15 protein-coding genes are annotated in these 16,599 nt (G+C 70.0%); 11 read left to right on the top strand and 4 right to left on the bottom strand.

Translation table 11 applies throughout. From position 1 onward, the window contains the following. Genes BC358_RS13930 through BC358_RS13915 form a run of 4 tightly spaced genes read left to right on the top strand, consistent with a single transcriptional unit; the run spans window position 1 to window position 7,283 of the window. A complete protein-coding gene (locus BC358_RS13930; protein ID WP_143434309.1) occupies window positions 1–843 on the top strand; it encodes a hypothetical protein in 843 nt (280 codons plus the stop codon). 15 nt (window positions 844–858) lie between these two features. Next, window positions 859–1,209 carry a hypothetical protein gene (locus tag BC358_RS13925; RefSeq protein WP_079366288.1) on the top strand — a complete coding sequence of 117 codons (351 nt, stop codon included), beginning with the start codon at window positions 859–861 and terminating at the stop codon, window positions 1,207–1,209. A 54-nt stretch (window positions 1,210–1,263) separates the two neighbouring features. Then, complete coding sequence (locus BC358_RS13920) at window positions 1,264–4,773, top strand: S8 family peptidase (RefSeq protein WP_079366287.1); 3,510 nt, start codon at window positions 1,264–1,266, stop codon at window positions 4,771–4,773. 17 nt (window positions 4,774–4,790) lie between these two features. Continuing rightward, window positions 4,791–7,283, top strand: coding sequence for a hypothetical protein (locus BC358_RS13915; protein WP_079366286.1), 2,493 nt, complete (start codon window positions 4,791–4,793; stop codon window positions 7,281–7,283). 18 nt (window positions 7,284–7,301) lie between these two features. On the opposite strand, the gene BC358_RS13910 is transcribed toward BC358_RS13915, so the two are convergent. After that, the gene (locus BC358_RS13910) at window positions 7,302–7,910 is read right to left on the bottom strand and encodes a M15 family metallopeptidase (protein ID WP_079366285.1); all 609 of its coding nucleotides are present in this window, start codon (window positions 7,908–7,910) and stop codon (window positions 7,302–7,304) included. A gap of 69 nt (window positions 7,911–7,979) precedes the next feature. After that, on the bottom strand, window positions 7,980–8,219 hold the full coding sequence (locus tag BC358_RS13905) for an ATP-binding protein (protein ID WP_079366284.1): 240 nt from the start codon (window positions 8,217–8,219) through the stop codon (window positions 7,980–7,982). Window positions 8,220–8,238: 19 nt separating this feature from the next. Between BC358_RS13905 and BC358_RS13900 the strand changes: the two genes are divergently transcribed. Next, window positions 8,239–8,706, top strand: a complete 468-nt coding sequence (locus BC358_RS13900; protein WP_066151869.1) for a CoA-binding protein — start codon at window positions 8,239–8,241, stop codon at window positions 8,704–8,706. A 4-nt stretch (window positions 8,707–8,710) separates the two neighbouring features. Further along, window positions 8,711–9,997 carry an O-acetylhomoserine aminocarboxypropyltransferase/cysteine synthase family protein gene (locus tag BC358_RS13895; protein ID WP_079366283.1) on the top strand — a complete coding sequence of 429 codons (1,287 nt, stop codon included), beginning with the start codon at window positions 8,711–8,713 and terminating at the stop codon, window positions 9,995–9,997. Between the two features lie 71 nt (window positions 9,998–10,068). Here BC358_RS13895 and BC358_RS13890 read toward each other — a convergent pair whose 3' ends face one another. After that, the gene (locus tag BC358_RS13890) at window positions 10,069–10,365 is read right to left on the bottom strand and encodes an RNA-binding protein (protein WP_079366282.1); all 297 of its coding nucleotides are present in this window, start codon (window positions 10,363–10,365) and stop codon (window positions 10,069–10,071) included. A gap of 393 nt (window positions 10,366–10,758) precedes the next feature. Here BC358_RS13890 and BC358_RS13885 point away from each other — a divergent pair, with 393 nt between their 5' ends. The 4 genes from BC358_RS13885 to BC358_RS13870 are packed head-to-tail and all read left to right on the top strand — an operon-like array spanning window position 10,759 to window position 15,590. After that, window positions 10,759–11,622 carry a cysteine hydrolase gene (locus BC358_RS13885; RefSeq protein ID WP_079366281.1) on the top strand — a complete coding sequence of 288 codons (864 nt, stop codon included), beginning with the start codon at window positions 10,759–10,761 and terminating at the stop codon, window positions 11,620–11,622. A gap of 13 nt (window positions 11,623–11,635) precedes the next feature. After that, entirely contained in the window at window positions 11,636–12,832 is a 1,197-nt protein-coding gene (gene pncB / locus BC358_RS13880; protein WP_079366280.1) for a nicotinate phosphoribosyltransferase, read from the top strand. Beyond that, window positions 12,829–14,529, top strand: a complete 1,701-nt coding sequence (locus tag BC358_RS13875; protein WP_079366279.1) for an NAD+ synthase — start codon at window positions 12,829–12,831, stop codon at window positions 14,527–14,529. The genes pncB and BC358_RS13875 overlap by 4 nt, the downstream gene beginning before the upstream one ends. 5 nt (window positions 14,530–14,534) lie before the next feature. Then, window positions 14,535–15,590, top strand: coding sequence for a bifunctional nicotinamide-nucleotide adenylyltransferase/Nudix hydroxylase (locus BC358_RS13870; protein WP_079366278.1), 1,056 nt, complete (start codon window positions 14,535–14,537; stop codon window positions 15,588–15,590). 60 nt (window positions 15,591–15,650) lie between these two features. Here BC358_RS13870 and BC358_RS13865 read toward each other — a convergent pair whose 3' ends face one another. Then, entirely contained in the window at window positions 15,651–16,016 is a 366-nt protein-coding gene (locus tag BC358_RS13865) for a thioredoxin family protein (RefSeq protein WP_079366277.1), read from the bottom strand. Between the two features lie 61 nt (window positions 16,017–16,077). On the opposite strand from BC358_RS13865, the gene BC358_RS13860 reads away from it, so the two are divergent. Beyond that, window positions 16,078–16,506 carry a PACE efflux transporter gene (locus BC358_RS13860; protein ID WP_079366276.1) on the top strand — a complete coding sequence of 143 codons (429 nt, stop codon included), beginning with the start codon at window positions 16,078–16,080 and terminating at the stop codon, window positions 16,504–16,506. The last annotated feature ends 93 nt before the right edge of the window (window positions 16,507–16,599 follow it).

Below are 16,599 nucleotides of genomic sequence, written 5' to 3'. Positions count from 1 at the left end.
ATGCAGACCACACCCTCATGGATGCAGCACGCGGGCCTGCTGGCCGGGCTCGGGCCGCGCGCCTTCGTGCCCCGGGTCGAAGGCGACGCCCTGGCCTCGGACCTCTCCTTCCGCACCTGCATCGAGGCCGGCAGCGGCGCGCTGGTGTCGGTGCAGGCGCCGGGTGCGCGCCGCCTCCACCTCTGGACCCGGCGCCCGGGTGCCCCGGGAGCGCAGCGCTGGACCCACTGGCTGGACGGCCAGGAGGTGGGCCAGGTGGTGATCGGCGCCCCCGGCTGGCAGCCGCAGGCATGGGGCTGGGAGCGCCCGCACCAGGGGCTCCACCAGCGTGTGGAAGCGCTCGCCACCCTCTACCGCATCGACGCCGACCACAAGACCGAGCCCTGGTTTTCCTACCACCTGCCGCGCCAGGCCGACGTGGCCGATGCGCTGCGCCTGCTGGGCCTGTCGACCGCCTGGTCGACGGTGGCCGGTGTGTGGGCGACCGTGCTGGGCCGTCCCCTGCCGCCGCGCAGCCGGCCCTGGAGCCTGGGGCTGCGCGGCCCCGGTGGCGACCAGCCCGCGTTGCGGGTGGCCAGCAGCCTGTGGGCGCTGGTGCCGGAGACGCGGGACAAGTGCGACCGGCTGACCGAGGCGGTGCACAGCCTGGGGGGCGATGGCTGCTTTGCCCAGGCGCTGTACAAGCTGCTGGCACCGGACCTGCCGGACCCGCCCTCGCAGGTGATCGGCGCGGCCCTTGAAATCAGCCTGCACCCCGACGGTTCGCTGGACACCGTGCACTTCGTGCTGCGCGGCCCCAAGCAGACCCTCCACCACGGCGGCCAGGCGCCGCCCCCTCACTGACCACCGGAGCGCCTCATGGACAACGACGACACCTCCTACCTGAACAAGATCGACGCACCGACCAGCCTGCAGATCCGCCTGCTGGCCCCGCAGGACAACCCGGTGGTCGATGTGTTCCTGCAATGGGCGTCCACGCCCAGCCCCGCCGACCTGGACCAGGTGGCCCGGCTGGGGGGCGTCTGGAACCGCCCGCCCACGGCCGCGGCAGGCCCCGCGCCGACCGACCTGCAGACCCTGCGGCTGCCGCTGCGGGCGCTGGCCGAGCTGGCGCGCCTGCCGTCGGTCCGGGCGCTGTCGGCCGCCGCGCCGCTGGCACCGGATACCGACGACGGTCCGCCCGCCGACGGCGTCCGGCCGAACCCCTGACGCCCGGCGCGTCCGCCGCCCTCGCGATCCCTTCGATCTCTGGAGAACACCATCATGAGCAAGATCGACGCCTCCCTGAATCTCAACCTCCGGCTGAAGGCCGGCAACCAGCTGGCGGGCGACCTGCTCGACCGCTACGGCTTCTCGGCCGATGGCCAGCGCGTGTCGGTGCTGGTGCAGTTCAACGGCGAGACCGGTCCGCTCGTGACGGCCGGCCTGCAGATCGCCAGCCGGACCGACGACGTGCTGACGGGCGACATCGCGGTGTCGGCCATCGACGCCCTCGCGGCCCTTGAAGGCGTGGTGCGCATCGAGGGCGCGCGCCTGATGCATCCCATGCTCGACATCGCCACCGCCGACGCCCACCTGGGCCACACGCGCAGCCCCGGCATCGGCACGCCGCCCACCGCCTACCGGGGGCGCAACGTGATCGTGGGCCTGATCGATTCGGGCATCGACTACACCCACGCCAGCTTCCGCAGGGCCGACGGCAGCACGCGCATCCTGCGCATCTGGGACCAGTTCCTCGTGCCGGCGGCCGGCGAGGCCGCGCCGGCCGGCTACAGCTACGGCGTCGAGTACACCGACACCCAGATCAACAGCGCCCTGGTCAATGCCAACCCCCACAGCGTGGTGCGCCACCGCGACCGGGGCGCCCACGGCACGCACGTGGCGGGCATCGCGGCGGGCAACGGCCGCGCGGCGGGCACCTTTGCCGGCGTCGCGCCCGAGGCCGACATCATCATGGTGCGCAACGACAGCCGCGGCAGCGACGGCACGCTGCAGCTGGCCAACTCGGTGCGCACGGTCGACGCCCTGCACTACATCTACAGCGTGGCGGCCGCCCTGAACCGGCCGGTGGTGGTCAACCAGAGCCAGAGCATGAACGTCGGCCCCCACGACGGCACGACCCTGCTGGAGCAGGCGATCAACCGCGAGCTGGGTTTCCCCGGCCGGGCCTATGTCTGTTCGTCGGGCAACCAGGCCGACAACGCCATCGCCGTCAGCGGCAGTGTGCCGGCCTCGGGCAACCTGGTGCTGACCTTCAGCGTGCCGGCGGGCGACGTGGTGGACGACACCATCGACCTCTGGTACCCCGGCAACCAGCGGCTGTCGGTCACCCTGACCAACCCGGCGGGCGTGGCCACGCCGGTGGTGGTGCCGTCGGCCAGCGCCGCGGCGCCGACCACGCTGGTCCACACCCTGGCCGGGGGCAATGTGGTGGCGATCGATTCGCGCATCGACAGCGTGCAGAACCACGACAACGAGATCCTGATCCGGCTGACCCGGGGCACGGCGGTGTCCATCGCCAGCGGCACCTGGCGCATCACGCTGACCAACGCCGGCACCACCGCCGTGCCGTTCGACGCCTGGATCGAGCGCCCGGTGGACGGCAACCCGGTCTGGACCGGCAGCCCCGACACGGTCAGCAAGTCGGTGGCCATCCCGGCCAGTGCGCGCGAGGCCATCGCGGTGGGCTGCTACCGCACCAAGACCGGCGCCGGCGCGGATGCCGGCGGCAACAAGGGCACGTTGTCGGACTTCTCCAGCCGCGGGCCCACGCGCGACGGGCGTATCAAGCCCGACCTGAGCGCGCCGGGCGAGTTCGTCATGTCGGCGATGTCCATCGACGAGAGCAGCCCCGGCACCACCGACGCCAGCGGCACCTACCAGCTCATGGCCGGCACCAGCATGTCCACGCCCATGGTCGCGGGCACCGTGGCCCTGATCCTGGAGAAGAACCCGACCCTGCGCCAGGAGCAGATCCGGCTGGGCCTGCAGGCCACGGCGCGCAAGGACGCGCAGACCGGCACCGGCAGCGCGGTGCCCAACAACAACTGGGGCCACGGCAAGCTCGACATCGAGGCCGCCGTGGCCTACAACTACCCGGCCTTTGCCAGCCGCAACTGGGTGCGCATCCGCACCATGCTCTACAACTGGACCGAGGCCGACACGCCGCCGACCTTCGAGATCAGCGCCAACGAGAACGGCGAGGCGGTGATCGAGCTGGCCTGGGACCCGCAGGCACTGCTCGCACCCAGCACCGGCTATGTGCCGCTGCGCTACTACAACACCGGCCAGGCGCTGGACGTCACCATCACCAAGGCGGCGGGCGGCAACCAGCCCATCCAGCTGCCGGTGCAGGTGATCCGGCTGGCCGGCAACCGGGCGCGCTGGCAGATGCCGCAGGCCCTGTGGGACGGCTACCGCGAGGAGCTGCGCAAGGCGCGGGCGGGCCAGTCCACCATGTCGCCCAACCTCTACTACCGCGTGCGCCTGAACCCCGCCGGCGCGGCCTCGGTGCTTATCTGGCCGCCCGATGCCAGCTTCCAGAACGACCCGCTGGCGCAGCGGCTGGCCATCATCCAGACCCGCCTCTCGGCCGCCTCCCAGGTGGCGCCGGACCAGGCCGCGGTCGACGCCATGCCGGTGCCCTGGGGGGCCTTCCTGCAATGGTTGTGGAACAACCTGCCGGACGACTCGCCCGACCGCCAGTCGCTGGCAGGGGTGTTCAGCCACCGCTTCTTCACCAACGAGATCGAGACCGCCACGCGCGGCAAGATCCTGATGCTGTGGCTGTTCGCCGGGCCGGGCGCGCGGCAGAAGCTGCCGACCCTGCTGGACACGCGCTTTCGCAACGCCGCCAACCTGGAGATGTCCATCCTCAAGCAGCCGGACCTCAAGGACCGCGAGCTGCTGGTGGACCACCTGCTGGCGCTGCTGCAGATCGATCCGCACCCCGACATCGCCGGTGTCACCGCTGCCGAACAGCTGGTCGACGACGCGCTGACCGAAATCATGGACCCCAACGGCCAGACCAACCAGGGCACGGCCAGCACCTGCGGGCCCACCAGCGTGCAGACGCTGCTGATCAACACCAACGCCTCGGAATACGTGCGCCTGCTGCGCGGCCTGCTCGGCCGCGAGGCCAAGGCCACCCTCGCCAACGGCGATCTGATCGAGGTGCCGCCCGGGGTCTACCAGGTGGCGCGCTACGCCGGCACCGCCTCGCTGCCCTTCTTTGTGCGGACCAACGCCGAGCTGGGCTTCCAGTCGGCCGTGCTGCGCTATGCGCGCGGCAGCGCCTGGCCCGAGTACGACCCTTCGGCGCCGCCGGACGCACCCAACGGCGTCAACACCGTGTTCCAGGAGACCATGCGGCGCGGCGTGACGGCGGCCCAGCTGCAGCGGGCGCTCAGCGGGCTGCTGGGGCGTGCTCACTCGACGCAGCAGGCGCCGCAGCCCACCGATGCCTTGCGCAACGACTTCGTGCAGCGCATCCAGCAGGCGCGCGACCCGATGCTGCTGGTGGTGCACTGGGGCGCGCCGCCCAGCGACGCGGCCCACACCGGTCTGCATGCGGTGGTGGCGCTGCGCGGCGAGTCGGGCCGGGTGTTCTTCAAGAACCCGCAGTACGCAGGCAGTTCACCACCCGCTGGCGCCGCACCCAATGGCGGCGCGGCCGCCCCGCCCCGTCGCTACGAAGACCCGGCCCAGGCGCTGGAGTCCATGGGCGACAACGACCTGGGCGACTGGATCCGCTGGTTCCACCACCCCGCCTGACCACCAAGGAGCCTGACATGCTGTATCTCGACGCACCGATCGGCCCCATCCGTGGCCTGATGATCTACCGCGATCACGAAGACACCAACCTGTTCTATTACGTGCCCGAACGGCCCCGGCTCGCCCTCAACGACGGCGTGCCCGAGTTCCTGTTCCTCAAGTACCGGCGCGACATCACCGACAACCCCGACTTCGACCCCGACGCAGGCGGCCAGTCGCTGGGCGGCGGCTTCATGGCCTTCACCGTCGACCTCGGCGTCGACGACCGCACGCTGGGCAGCATCAAGGGCGAGCTCGGCCGCTTCGCCGACGGCGACGTCAAGCTGGTGCCGATCCAGTTCCGCAAGGGCAGCGTGCGCCTGTCGGTGGTCAAGGACGCCGCCGAGGACCCGCCCGAGGGCGCCCCGCCTCCCTCGCCCACCGCGGCGCGCGGCCTCAAGCTCTACGAGGAGGTGTACGGCGCCACCCAGCCTTCGCTGTTCGGCTTCAACCGCGCCACCTTCGCCATGATGCTCGACCGCGAGGCCGCCACCCTGATGGAGGCCGGCCTGCGCACCGGCATCAGCCCGGTGGGGGTGATCTACAACCTGGAGTTCCTGGGCCTGCGCCCCTCGTTCCGCATCAAGATCCGCGCCGAGTACAAGCGCGTCTACGAGACCCTGGAGGCCGAGTTGGGCGCGCGCGGATCGATCGGCATGGTCAGCCTGGCGGCCGACATCGGCGTGGCTTTCCAGAAGCTGCGCGACAACGGCTCGGTGCAGATCGAGGTGATGAACTTCACCGACGACGAGGACCTGCGCAAGAAGGCCGACGACGCCTGGCAGTGGTTCCAGACCAAGCTGCTGGAGGACTTCTTCGAATCGGCGCTGGAGCCTCCGAGCTTCATGACGCGCCAGTCGGGCAACCTGGGCATGCTGGGCCAGCTGCAGTCGCTGTTCGGCGGCCTGACCGGGCCGCAGACCGGCACCGCTCTGGCGCCGCCCATGGGCGCACCGTCCACCGCCACGCCCACCACTGCGCCGGCGGTGCACGGGCCGTCCGAGGGCGTGCCTTCCACCAGCACCGTCAACCGCAGCGCGGCCGCCGCCAACGCCGGCAGCGGGGGCGCGGCGGGGCCGGCGGGCAACAGCTCGATCTCGCCGTTCCAGGTGGCCTTCTCGCTCAAGTTCGTGCACCAGGACGAACTGCAGGTGCGCACCTTCGACTATTCCATGCAGTCGGCCGAGGCGCGCACGGCCGCGCCGCAGGGCATGTTCGGCACCGTGGTGGCGGGCTTCAACCTGGCCGACCGCATCCGCAGCGTGAGCCTGGACGACAGCTTCTTCCAGCGCCTGATCGCCACGGTATCGATGGGCACCGACCTCGCGCAGGCCGGCATCGCCAGCGTGGCGGTGAACCTGGAATACCCCGGCGAGCGCCCGCCCGGCAAGGATGCAGAGCACGTCGACGGCTTCCTGTTCGTGCCCGGCAAGACCGATCCGCGCACCTTCACCACCTTCCTCAACGACCGGCGCGACCTGAGCTACCGCTACAAGCTGGACATCACCTTCACGCCCAACAGCGACTGGACGGCGGCCAACACGCAGGTCTCCACCGGCTGGGTGGTGGAGCGCGCGCGCCAGCTGGTGATCGCGCCGCTCGACCACGTGGAGCTGATGGATGTGGAGGTGTCGCTGGGCGACATGGACAGCGGCGAGATCACGCAGGTCGAGGTCGAGTTGGTCTACGACGACCCGTCCAACGCCTTCCGCGTCGAGAAGACCCTGCTGCTCAAGCCCGGCGAGGCCACCAAGCACTGGCGCCTGCGCCTGGCCAACAACGCCACCCGCAGCTTCCGTTACCGGGCGCGCTACTTCCTCAAGTCGGGCAACCTGCGCGTGCAGGAAGACTGGGTCACCACGGCCGACCCGGCGGTGATCATCAACGAGCCCTTCGAGGGCGAGCTCAACATCCGCCTCATTCCGCTGCTGGACCAGACCAACCTGATGGAGGCGGTGGTCGATATCCGCTACCAGGAGCCGGCTTCGGGCTACCGTCGCGAGTTCCAGGAAATCTACGACGAGACCCGGCTCGACCGCCGCTCGCTGCGCATCCCCACCCTGGTGCCCGAGCCACCGCCCTTCACCTACGAGACCACGGTGGTGCGCGGCGACGGTTCGGTGTTCGAGTCCGGCCAGGTGGCGGCCGACGGCAACGTGGCGGTGATCATGGACGGTGTGGGGGTGACGCAGCGCGTCCGGGTGCGCCTGCCCCAGGCCACGCTGGGTGCGCTGATCGCGCTGAAGGTGGACCTGCGCGGGCCGGGCGACGAGCCCGACTTCGCCAGCGTGCTGTTCACGCCCAGCCAGCTCGAAGAGAAGACCGTGGTGCTGGTGCAGCCGCCGTCGGCCGGTGGCGGGCCGTTCACCTACAGCTTCACGGTGACGGGCTACAACAACCTGGGCCAGCCGGTGCCCGGGCAGACCGGCCAGCAGTCGGGGCCGGCCTTCATCGTGCCCATGCCGGCCTGAGCCGGCGGCCGGTGCCGCTCAGGCGAACACCGGTTGCCCGCTGGCGAGCCGCTCGCGCAGGCTCGTCAGCATCTCGCGTTCCGGGAGGTCCTGTGCCCAGGCCGGGCGCAGCTGGAAGTGGGGCTGGTCGACGATGGTGGTCCAGTTGCCGCCCCACTCCAGCCCCAGCTCCATGCCCAGCACGCCGACCGCCTTGTACTTGGGCGACTCCGGAAGGTACCTGTTGCCGCTGAAGACGCCGATGTCGAAGGCGATGCCGAAGTTGTGGTTGGAGAAGCCGCCGCGCGCGTTGGTGACCTTGGGGCCCGGTGCGGTGCGTCCCTTGGCAAACAGCGCGTCCTGTTCCTCGAAGCTGCGGGTGCCGCTGATCACCTTGATCTGGATGCCGCTGGCGGCGGCCTTCTGCACCAGCGCCCGGGCCATGGGCCGGGCCTCCGGAAGCAGGGTGGCGATGGCGGTTTCGCTGCGCGGGTCCACCGCGGAGAGGGCCTGTTCGGGCGGCTTGCGGTTGATCGTCGGCTTGACCAGTGCGGCGTAGATGGCGCCCCAGGTCTGTGGTCCGGCACGGCCGTCGGTCTCGATGCCCAGCGCGCCCTGGACGGCGCGGATCATGTCGGTGATGTCCATGGAACCTCCGATGTGAAACGCTTCCCCGAGGAAGCCGGAGGGCCACTGTAGGACGCTCGCGCGGGGGCTTCATCCCTCGTCCAAGGGACCTCCGCCCAGGCGCTGCATGGCGATCGCGTCGAACGGGCAGCGCACCGCGCACTTCGCGCAGCCGGTGCAGCCGGCCTCGTCGTGCAGCGTGCTCTTCTTCTGCCAGCCCGGCACCACCGCCAGCGAGAGCACGTGCGGCGGGCACACCGCCACGCACCAACCGCAGCCGGTGCAGCGGGTCGTGTCGATGACAGGCAGTGCCTTGCGTTCGCTCGCCATGGCGGTATTGTGTCGGGCCATGCAAGACGACATCCCCACCCTGCGCGGCATCCTCGCGCGCGACCGCACCATCGCCGTGGTCGGCCTCTCGGCCGAATGGCACCGCCCCAGCTACTTCGCCGCCAAGTACATGCAGGAGCGCGGCTACCGCATCGTGCCGGTGAACCCGCGCTACCCCGAGATCCTGGGCGAGAAGAGTTATGCGCGGCTGGAGGACATCCCCTTCCCGGTCGACATGGTCGACGTGTTCCGCAAGGTCGAGGAGATCCCGGCGATTGCGAGGAGCGCGGTCGCCATCGGCGCAAAAACGCTGTGGCAGCAGCTGGGCCTGATGAGCGAGGAGGCCGACCGCATCGCGACCGAGGGCGGGCTCGACTCGGTCTGGGACCGCTGCGTGAAGATCGAACACGCGCGCCTCTTCGGCGGCCTGAACTGGGCCGGCGTGAACACCAAGGTCATCTCGGCCCACCGGCCGAAGCAGGTCTGACACCATGGCCGACCGCAACTTCCAGCACGAGACGCTGGCCATCCACGCCGGCCAGATCCCCGACGCCGCCACCGGCGCGCGCGCCCTGCCCATCTACCAGACCACCAGCTTCGTGTTCGACAGCGCCGAACACGCAGCCAGCCTGTTCAACCTGCAGACCTTCGGCAACGTCTATTCGCGCCTGTCCAACCCCACGGTGGCGGCGCTGGAAGAGCGGGTGGCGGCGCTCGAAGGCGGGCGCGCCGCGGTGGCCACGGCCAGCGGCATGGCGGCCGAAGCGCTGGCGCTGACCACGCTGCTGCAGGCCGGCGACCATGTGGTCGCGGCCGGCGCGCTGTACGGCGGCAGCGTGACCATGCTGGCCGTCAACCTGAAGAAGTTCGGCATCGAGACCACGTTTGTCGATGCCACCGACCCCGAGGCTTTCGCCGCCGCGATCCGCCCCAACACCCGCGCGTTGTTTGCCGAGACCCTGGGCAACCCCAGCATGGTGGTGCTGGACATCACGGCCATTGCCGACGTGGCCCATGCGCACGGCCTGCCGCTGGTGGTGGACAACACCGTGCCCAGCCCCTTCCTGTGCAACCCGATCCGCTTCGGCGCCGACATCGTGGTGCACAGCGCCACCAAGTACCTCGCGGGCCACGGCAGCACGCTGGGCGGCGTGGTGGTCGAGAGCGGCACGTTCCCGTGGGACAACGGCAAGTTCCCCGGCATGACCGAGCCCTCGCCCGGCTACCACGGCGTCAGGTTCTACGAGACCTTCGGCAACTTCGGCTTCACCATGCGCTGCCGCATGGAAGGCCTGCGCGTGTTCGGCGCGGCGCTCGCGCCCACCAGCGCCTGGCAGATCCTGCAGGGCGTCGAAACCCTGCCGCTGCGCATGGAGCGCCACTGCGCCAACGCGCTGGCCGTCGCGCAGTACCTCAAGGACGACCCGCGCGTGGGCTGGGTCAACTACCCCGGCCTGCCTGACCACCCGCAGCACGAGCTGATGAAGCGGCAGATGCGCGGCGCCTCTGGCCTGCTCGCGTTTGGTGTGAAGGGCGGTCTGGCCCAGGGCGTGAAGTTCATCGAGAGCGCGCAGTTCATGAGCCACCTGGTCAACATCGGCGACACGCGCACCCTCATCAGCCACCCCGCCAGCACCACCCACCGGCAGCTCGACGAAGCGCAGCAGCTCGCGGCCGGCGTGCCGCCGGACATGGTGCGCATCTCGGTCGGCCTGGAGCACATCGACGACATCCTCTGGGACATCGACCAGGCGCTGGAGCGCGCGGTTCAGGCCTGAAGCCATCGGCCAACGATCGACGAAAAAAAACCGGCCCAGTGGGCCGGCTTCTTTGCGAGGAGCGTGGGGGCTCAGTAGCCGCCGCGTCCGCCACGGTCGCCGTAGCCACCGCCGGTCGACTCTTTCGGGCGCGACACGTTGACGACGATGTTGCGGCCACCGACGGACAGGCCGTTCAGGCCTTTGATGGCGGCTTCGGCCTGCTCGGACGAGCCCATTTCCACAAAGCCGAAGCCCTTGGAGCGGCCGCTGTCGCGGTCCATCATGACCTTGGCCGAGGCCACGTCGCCGAACTCGGCAAAGTTGGTGCGCAACGAATGGTCGTCGGCGGAGTAGGGCAGGTTGCCCACGTACAGTTTGGTGCTCATGGCGAGCCTTTCAGAGAGTGGCGCCGTGGTCGGGACACAGCCCCGGTGGCGCAGAGAGAAGCGGCTTCAAAGGATGCCGCGAGGACAGATGCCGCAGGAGCCGCAAGGCCGCCGGGCAGGGAGACGGGCTGTGCGGCACAGGGGCTGCCAGCCTTGGGGCTTCGGTTGGCGCATGCCAGCGAACACCGCTCACCGGCGAATCATATGCCTTATGTAAATAAAAAGCCAGTTTTTTATTTTTACTGGTTTTAAAAATGGCTCATTCTGCCGCCGCCGATCACCCGCGCAGGCTTGCGGCGAGGCGCCCTGGAGCACGTCGACAAACCGCCGGGCACAGGGCTCAGCGCCCGGGGAAAGGCGCGCCCTCACCTACCATCGACCCAGGAGGACACCATGAGCAGCTGCACCACTTTGTTGGTCATCGACCCGCAGAACGACTTCTGTGACCTGCCCGAGGAATGGCGCGCCGTGGACCCGCTGCGCCAGACCCCCGCCGCACCTGCGCTGCCGGTCAGCGGCGCCCACGCCGACATGCTGCGCCTGGCCGCGCTGATCGACGCCGGGGGTGGTGGCATTCACCGCATCGTCGTCACCCTCGATTCGCACCAGCGCTACGACATCGCCCACCCCACCTTCTGGCAGACCGGCGAAGGCGCGGCCGTGGCGCCGTTCACCGCCATCACCGCGGCCCAGGTCCGCGCAGGCGAGTACCGGCCGCGCGATGCGAGCGCCCTGCCCCGCACGCTCGCCTACCTCGACGCGCTGGAGCAGGCCGGCCGCTACACGCTGATGGTCTGGCCCGTGCACTGCGAGATCGGCAGCTGGGGCCACAACGTGCACCCCGCCGTCCGGGCCGCCTACAACCGCTGGGAGGACCGGCGCCTGGGCGTGGTGCAGAAGGTCACCAAGGGCAGCAACCCCTGGACCGAGCACTACAGCGCCCTGCAGGCCGAGGTGCCCGACGCGGCCGACGACGACACGCAGCTCAACACCGCGCTGATCGTCCGCCTCGACGAGGCCGAGCGCATCGTCATCGCGGGCGAGGCCAGCAGCCACTGCGTCAAGGCCACCGTCGAACACCTGGCGCAGCACCTGCCCTCGCGCCGGCTGGACAAGCTGGTGCTGCTGACCGACGCGATGAGCCCGGTCACCGGGTTCGAGGCACAGGCCACCGCTTTCCTGGCGGATCTGCAGCGCCAGGGCGCGCGCCTGGCCACCTGCGCCGAGGTCCTTCCCCTTCTTCAGGCCAGCGCCTGAACCCGGAGCCACCATGGAACCCGTCATCACCAGCCTGCTGGACACCGACCTCTACAAGTTCACGATGTGGCAGACCATGCTGCACCGGCATCCGCAGACGCAGGCGGAGTACCGCTTTGTCTGCCGCAACCAGCCGGCCTACCCGCTGACCGAACTGCTGGACGAGGTCAACGCCGAACTGGACGCGCTGTGCGCCCTCTCGTTCACCGAGGACGAGCTGCGCTACCTCGGCGGCCTGCGCTACATCAAGAGCGACTTCGTCGACTTCCTGCGCATCTTCCGTTTCCAGCGCGGCTTCATCCAGGCCTTCGCCGAGGGCGACCAGCTGCGCATCGTGGCGAAGGGGCCGCAGGTCCACGTCATGGCCTTCGAGATCTTCGTGCTGGCCATCGTCAACGAGCTGTACTTCCGCCGCTTCGACCGCGCCGCGGCCGAGGCCGAGGGTCGCCGCCGGCTGGAGGCCAAGATCGCCACCATCGAAGCGTTCGTGCAGCAGCCCGCCCTGCGCCACCCCTTCGAGCTGTTCGACTTCGGCGTGCGCCGCCGCTTCTCGCGGCCCTGGCAGCGCGAGGTGGTGCAGGCCTTCAGCGCGCGCCTGCCCCAGGTGTTCAAGGGCACCTCCAATGTGCGGCTGGCGTGCGACCTCGGTCTGGTGCCCATCGGCACCATGGCGCACGAGTACCTGCAGACCTACCAGGCGCTGGGCGTGCGCCTGCGCGATTCGCAGAAGGCCGCGCTGGAGGACTGGGTGCAGGAGTACCGCGGCGACCTCGGCATCGCGCTGACCGACGTGGTCGGCATGGACGCTTTCCTGGCCGACTTCGACCTCTATTTCGCCAAGCTGTTCGACGGTCTGCGCCACGACTCGGGCGACCCGCTGGTCTGGGCCGAAAAGGCCCTGGCCCACTACGCCAAGCTGCGCATCGACCCGCACACCAAGCGCCTGGTGTTCTCCGACGGTCTGACCGTGGACAAGGCCATCGCCATCTACCGCGCGCTGGGCGACCGCACGCAGCTGGGCTTCGGCATCGGCACCCATTTGTCCAACGACGTCGGATTGCAGACGCTGAACATCGTCATGAAGCTCACCAGCGCCAACGGCCAGCCGGTGGCCAAGCTGTCGGACTCGCCCGGCAAGACCCTGTGCGACGACGCCACCTTCCTGGCCTACCTGCGCCAGGTGTTCAACGTGCCTGCGGAGGCCACATGATCACCATCACCCTGGCCCAGCTCAACGTCACCGTGGGTGACATGGACGGCAACGTGCGCCAGATGGTCGCAGCCGCGCAGCGCGCGCGCGACGACGGTGCCGAGCTGGTGGTCTTCTCCGAACTCTCGCTCACCGGCTACTACCCGGGCGACCTGCTCGACGAACCGCACTTCATGGCCCGTGTGGACACCGGCTTCGAGGCGCTGCTGCAGGCCTCGCGCCAGATGCCCGCGCTGCATTGGGTGATCGGCATGCCGGCGGCCCACCACGGGCCGGGCAAGCCGCTTCGTAACGTGCTGCGCGTGGTCCGGGCTGGTGAGGTGCTGCTTGAATACGCCAAGCAGCTGCTGCCCACCTACAACATCTTCAGCGAGCGCCGCCACTTTGAGCCCGGCCCCGACGTGGCCAAGGTGCTGCGCATCGGCACTGCGCAGGTTGGCTTCCTGATTTGCGAAGACGGCTGGAACGACGACGGCAGCGGCTACACGGTCAACCCGTTCGAGCGGCTGCGCGACGCCGCGCCCGACCTGGTGGTGTCCATCAACGCCAGCCCGTCCCACATCGGCAAGCGCGAACAGCGCCACCAGATCTTCGCGGCCGCCAGCCGCCGCCACGGCCTGCCCATCCTCTATGTCAACCAGGTTGGCGGCTACGACCAGCTGGTCTACGACGGCGCCTCCTTCGCGGTGGAGCCGAAAGCCGGCGTGGTGTTCGAGGCGCAGCGCTTTGCCGAGGACGTCACCACGCTGCGCTTCGAGGCCAGCGGCTTCCGCGACGCGCGGGGTGGCGCACTGCCTGCCGTGCCCGCCGAGGGCTTGTCCACTCTGGCCTTCTACCGCGAGCAGATCGTGCTCGGCCTGCGCGACTACGCGCGCCGCTGCGGCTTCACACAGGCAGTGATCGGCTCCTCCGGCGGCATCGACTCGGCCATCACCATCGCGCTCGCGGCCGAAGCCTTCGGCCCCGACGGGGTGACCGCCATCACCATGCCCTCGGTGTTTTCGTCGGCGGGCTCGGTGGACGACTCGCAGACGCTGTGCGACGCGCTGGGCGTGCGCCTGCACCGCCACCCCATCGCCGACCTGGTGAAGGGCTACAGCGCGGGCTTCGAAGCCGCCTTCGGTGCGCCGCTGCAGGGCCTGGCGCTGGAGAACCTGCAGGCGCGCATCCGCGGCACCATCCTCATGGAGTACTCCAACACCTGGGGCCACCTGCTGCTGACCACCGGCAACAAGTCGGAGATGTCGGTCGGCTACTGCACGCTCTACGGCGACACCAACGGCGGCCTGGGCCTGATCGGCGACCTCTACAAGACCGAAGTGTTCGCGCTCGCGCGCCACCTCAACGAGGCCGCCGGGCGCGAGATCATTCCGCAGGCCATCATCGAGAAGCCGCCCTCGGCCGAACTCGCGCCCGACCAGAAGGACACCGACAGCCTGCCGCCCTACGAGGTGCTGGACGAAGTCCTCAAGCACCTGATCGAAGGCCACGGCCTGGCGCGCGAGGAGCGTGTCGAGGTCGAGACCTTCGTGGCCCGTCTGCTGCAGCAGCCCGAGGGCCCGGCGCTGGTGGACCGTGTGCGCCGCATGGTCGCGCGCAGTGAATACAAGCGCCGCCAGGCCCCGCCCGTCATCCGTGTGCGCGCCCGTGCCTTCGGCTCCGGCCGCCAGATGCCCATCGCCGCCCAACACTTCTGATCACCATGAACGCCACTACCCCGACCTTCGCCGCCGCCGTCTGCATCGGCCGCTTCCAGGGCCTGCACCTGGGGCAGCTCGCCGTGATCCGCCGCGCCCTCGCGCTTGCACCGCGCGTGGTGGTCGTCATCGGTTCCGCCTTCCAGGCGCGCAGCCCCAAGAACCCCTTCACCTGGGCCGAGCGCGTCGAGATGATCCGCCTGGCACTGAGCGCCGACGAGGCGGCGCGTGTGGGCTTTCTGCCGGTGCGCGACCACTACGACGGCCAGCGCTGGGTGCAGGCGGTGCGCGAAGGCGTGCAGGCGCAGCTGGGCACCCTGCCGCCGGGCCAGACCGTGCTGGTGGGCCACCACAAGGACGCGACCAGCACCTACCTCGACGACTTTCCCGGCTGGCTGCTGGACGACGTGGGCTCGCAGGGCGCGCTGCATTCGAGCGCCGTGCGCGACGCGCTGTTCGGCGCCGCCGGACACCCGCTGGAGCCCGCGCTCGCGGCCCTGGTCAGCCAGGTGCCGCCTTCAACTATCGACTTCCTGCGCGCCTGGGCCCAGCTGCCTTGCTACCGCGAACTGGGGACGGAGTGGGCCAGCCTGCGCGCCGAGAAGGCCTTGTGGGCCAGCGCGCCCTACCCGCCGGTGTTCGTCACGGTCGACGCGCTGATCCAGTGCGCCGGCCACGTGCTGCTGATCGTGCGCGACCGTGCGCCCGGCCAGGGCCTGTTCGCCCTGCCCGGCGGCTTTCTGGAGCCGCGCGAGACGGTCTACCAGTCGGCCCTGCGCGAACTGCACGAAGAGACCGGCCTGCACCTGCTGCCGGCCGACATCGCGCACGCGCTCAAGGGCGTGCGCGTGTTCGACCACCCCGACCGCAGCGCGCGCGGCCGCGTCATCACCCACGCCCACCACTTCGACCTGGGCCAGCGTCCGCTGCCCGAGGTGCAGGGCAGCGACGACGCGCGCTCGGCGCAGTGGGTGCCCATCGCCGACCTCGCGGCGATGGAAGACCGCTTCCACGACGACCACTTCCACATCCTCGACAGCTTCCTCGGGCTGACCGCCTGAAGCCGACGCCGCGCAGTGTATCGACGCCCGGCTCCGGTGCTTCGGTGAAAGGAATGGTGTTCAGGCGCGGTGGCGCGCGGCCAGGCGCTGCGCCAGCGCCACCGCCTCGGGCGCCACGCTCTGCGGGGCGGCATCTTTGGCGCCCAGGCGGGCCAGCAGGTGGTCCAGAAACGCCGGCTGCGGCGGGATCGCACTGAGGAACAGGGCCTGGCCACCGCGGGCGATCAGCACTGTGGGGAAGGTCTCGATGTCCAGCCCCACCTCGTCCATCAGGTCCGGCTCGTCCTCGATGTCCAGCCACTGCCAGCGGTGCTCCGGGTGGCGCGCGACGGCCACGTTCCAGTCCGGCCGCCAGGCCCGGCAGGCACTGCACCACTCGGCACACAGACAGACCACATCCAGCATCGCGCGCTCCAGCCCAGACATCACAATCGGGGGAGCATAGCCGCGCCCCCGCGGCTCCAGTAACCCCACACCTCCCATTCCCATGCAAGGCGCCCGCCGAAAAATCGTCTACGTCACCCTCTACGAACTGTTTGCCATCGCCATCAGCAGCACCGGTCTGGCCGCCGGTTCCGGCGCCAGCCTGGAGCGCGCCGGCGTGATCGCGGTGGCCTCGGCGGTGATCGCCATCGTGTGGAACCTGGTCTACAACACCCTGTTCGAGCGCTGGGAAGCGCGCCAGAGCGTGCGCGGCCGTGGCCTCGGGCGCCGCGTGGCCCACGCCGTCGGTTTCGAGCTGGGCTTCCTGGTCCTGCTGGTGCCGCTGTTCGCCTGGTGGCTCGGCATCAGCCTGGAGCACGCGCTGGTGCTGGAGATCGGGCTGGCCATGTTCTTCCTGCTCTACACCTTCGTCTTCAACTGGGCGTTCGACAAGGTGTTTGGCCTGCCGGCGTCGGCGCTGCCGCAACCCTAAACCCCATGAGTACCCAGGCCGTCATCACCCGCCACCTGCCGGGCGGGTTTGAGCAGCGGGATACGGCGTAGGGTGCCCAAGGCGCTGCCTATG

It is taken from the genome of Hydrogenophaga sp. H7 (assembly GCF_002025745.1).
In the GTDB taxonomy this organism is placed as follows: Bacteria; Pseudomonadota; Gammaproteobacteria; order Burkholderiales; family Burkholderiaceae_C; genus Hydrogenophaga; species Hydrogenophaga pseudoflava.
The sequence above is the reverse complement of the archived record's forward strand: the minus strand, read 5'-3'. Positions and strand labels throughout refer to the sequence as shown.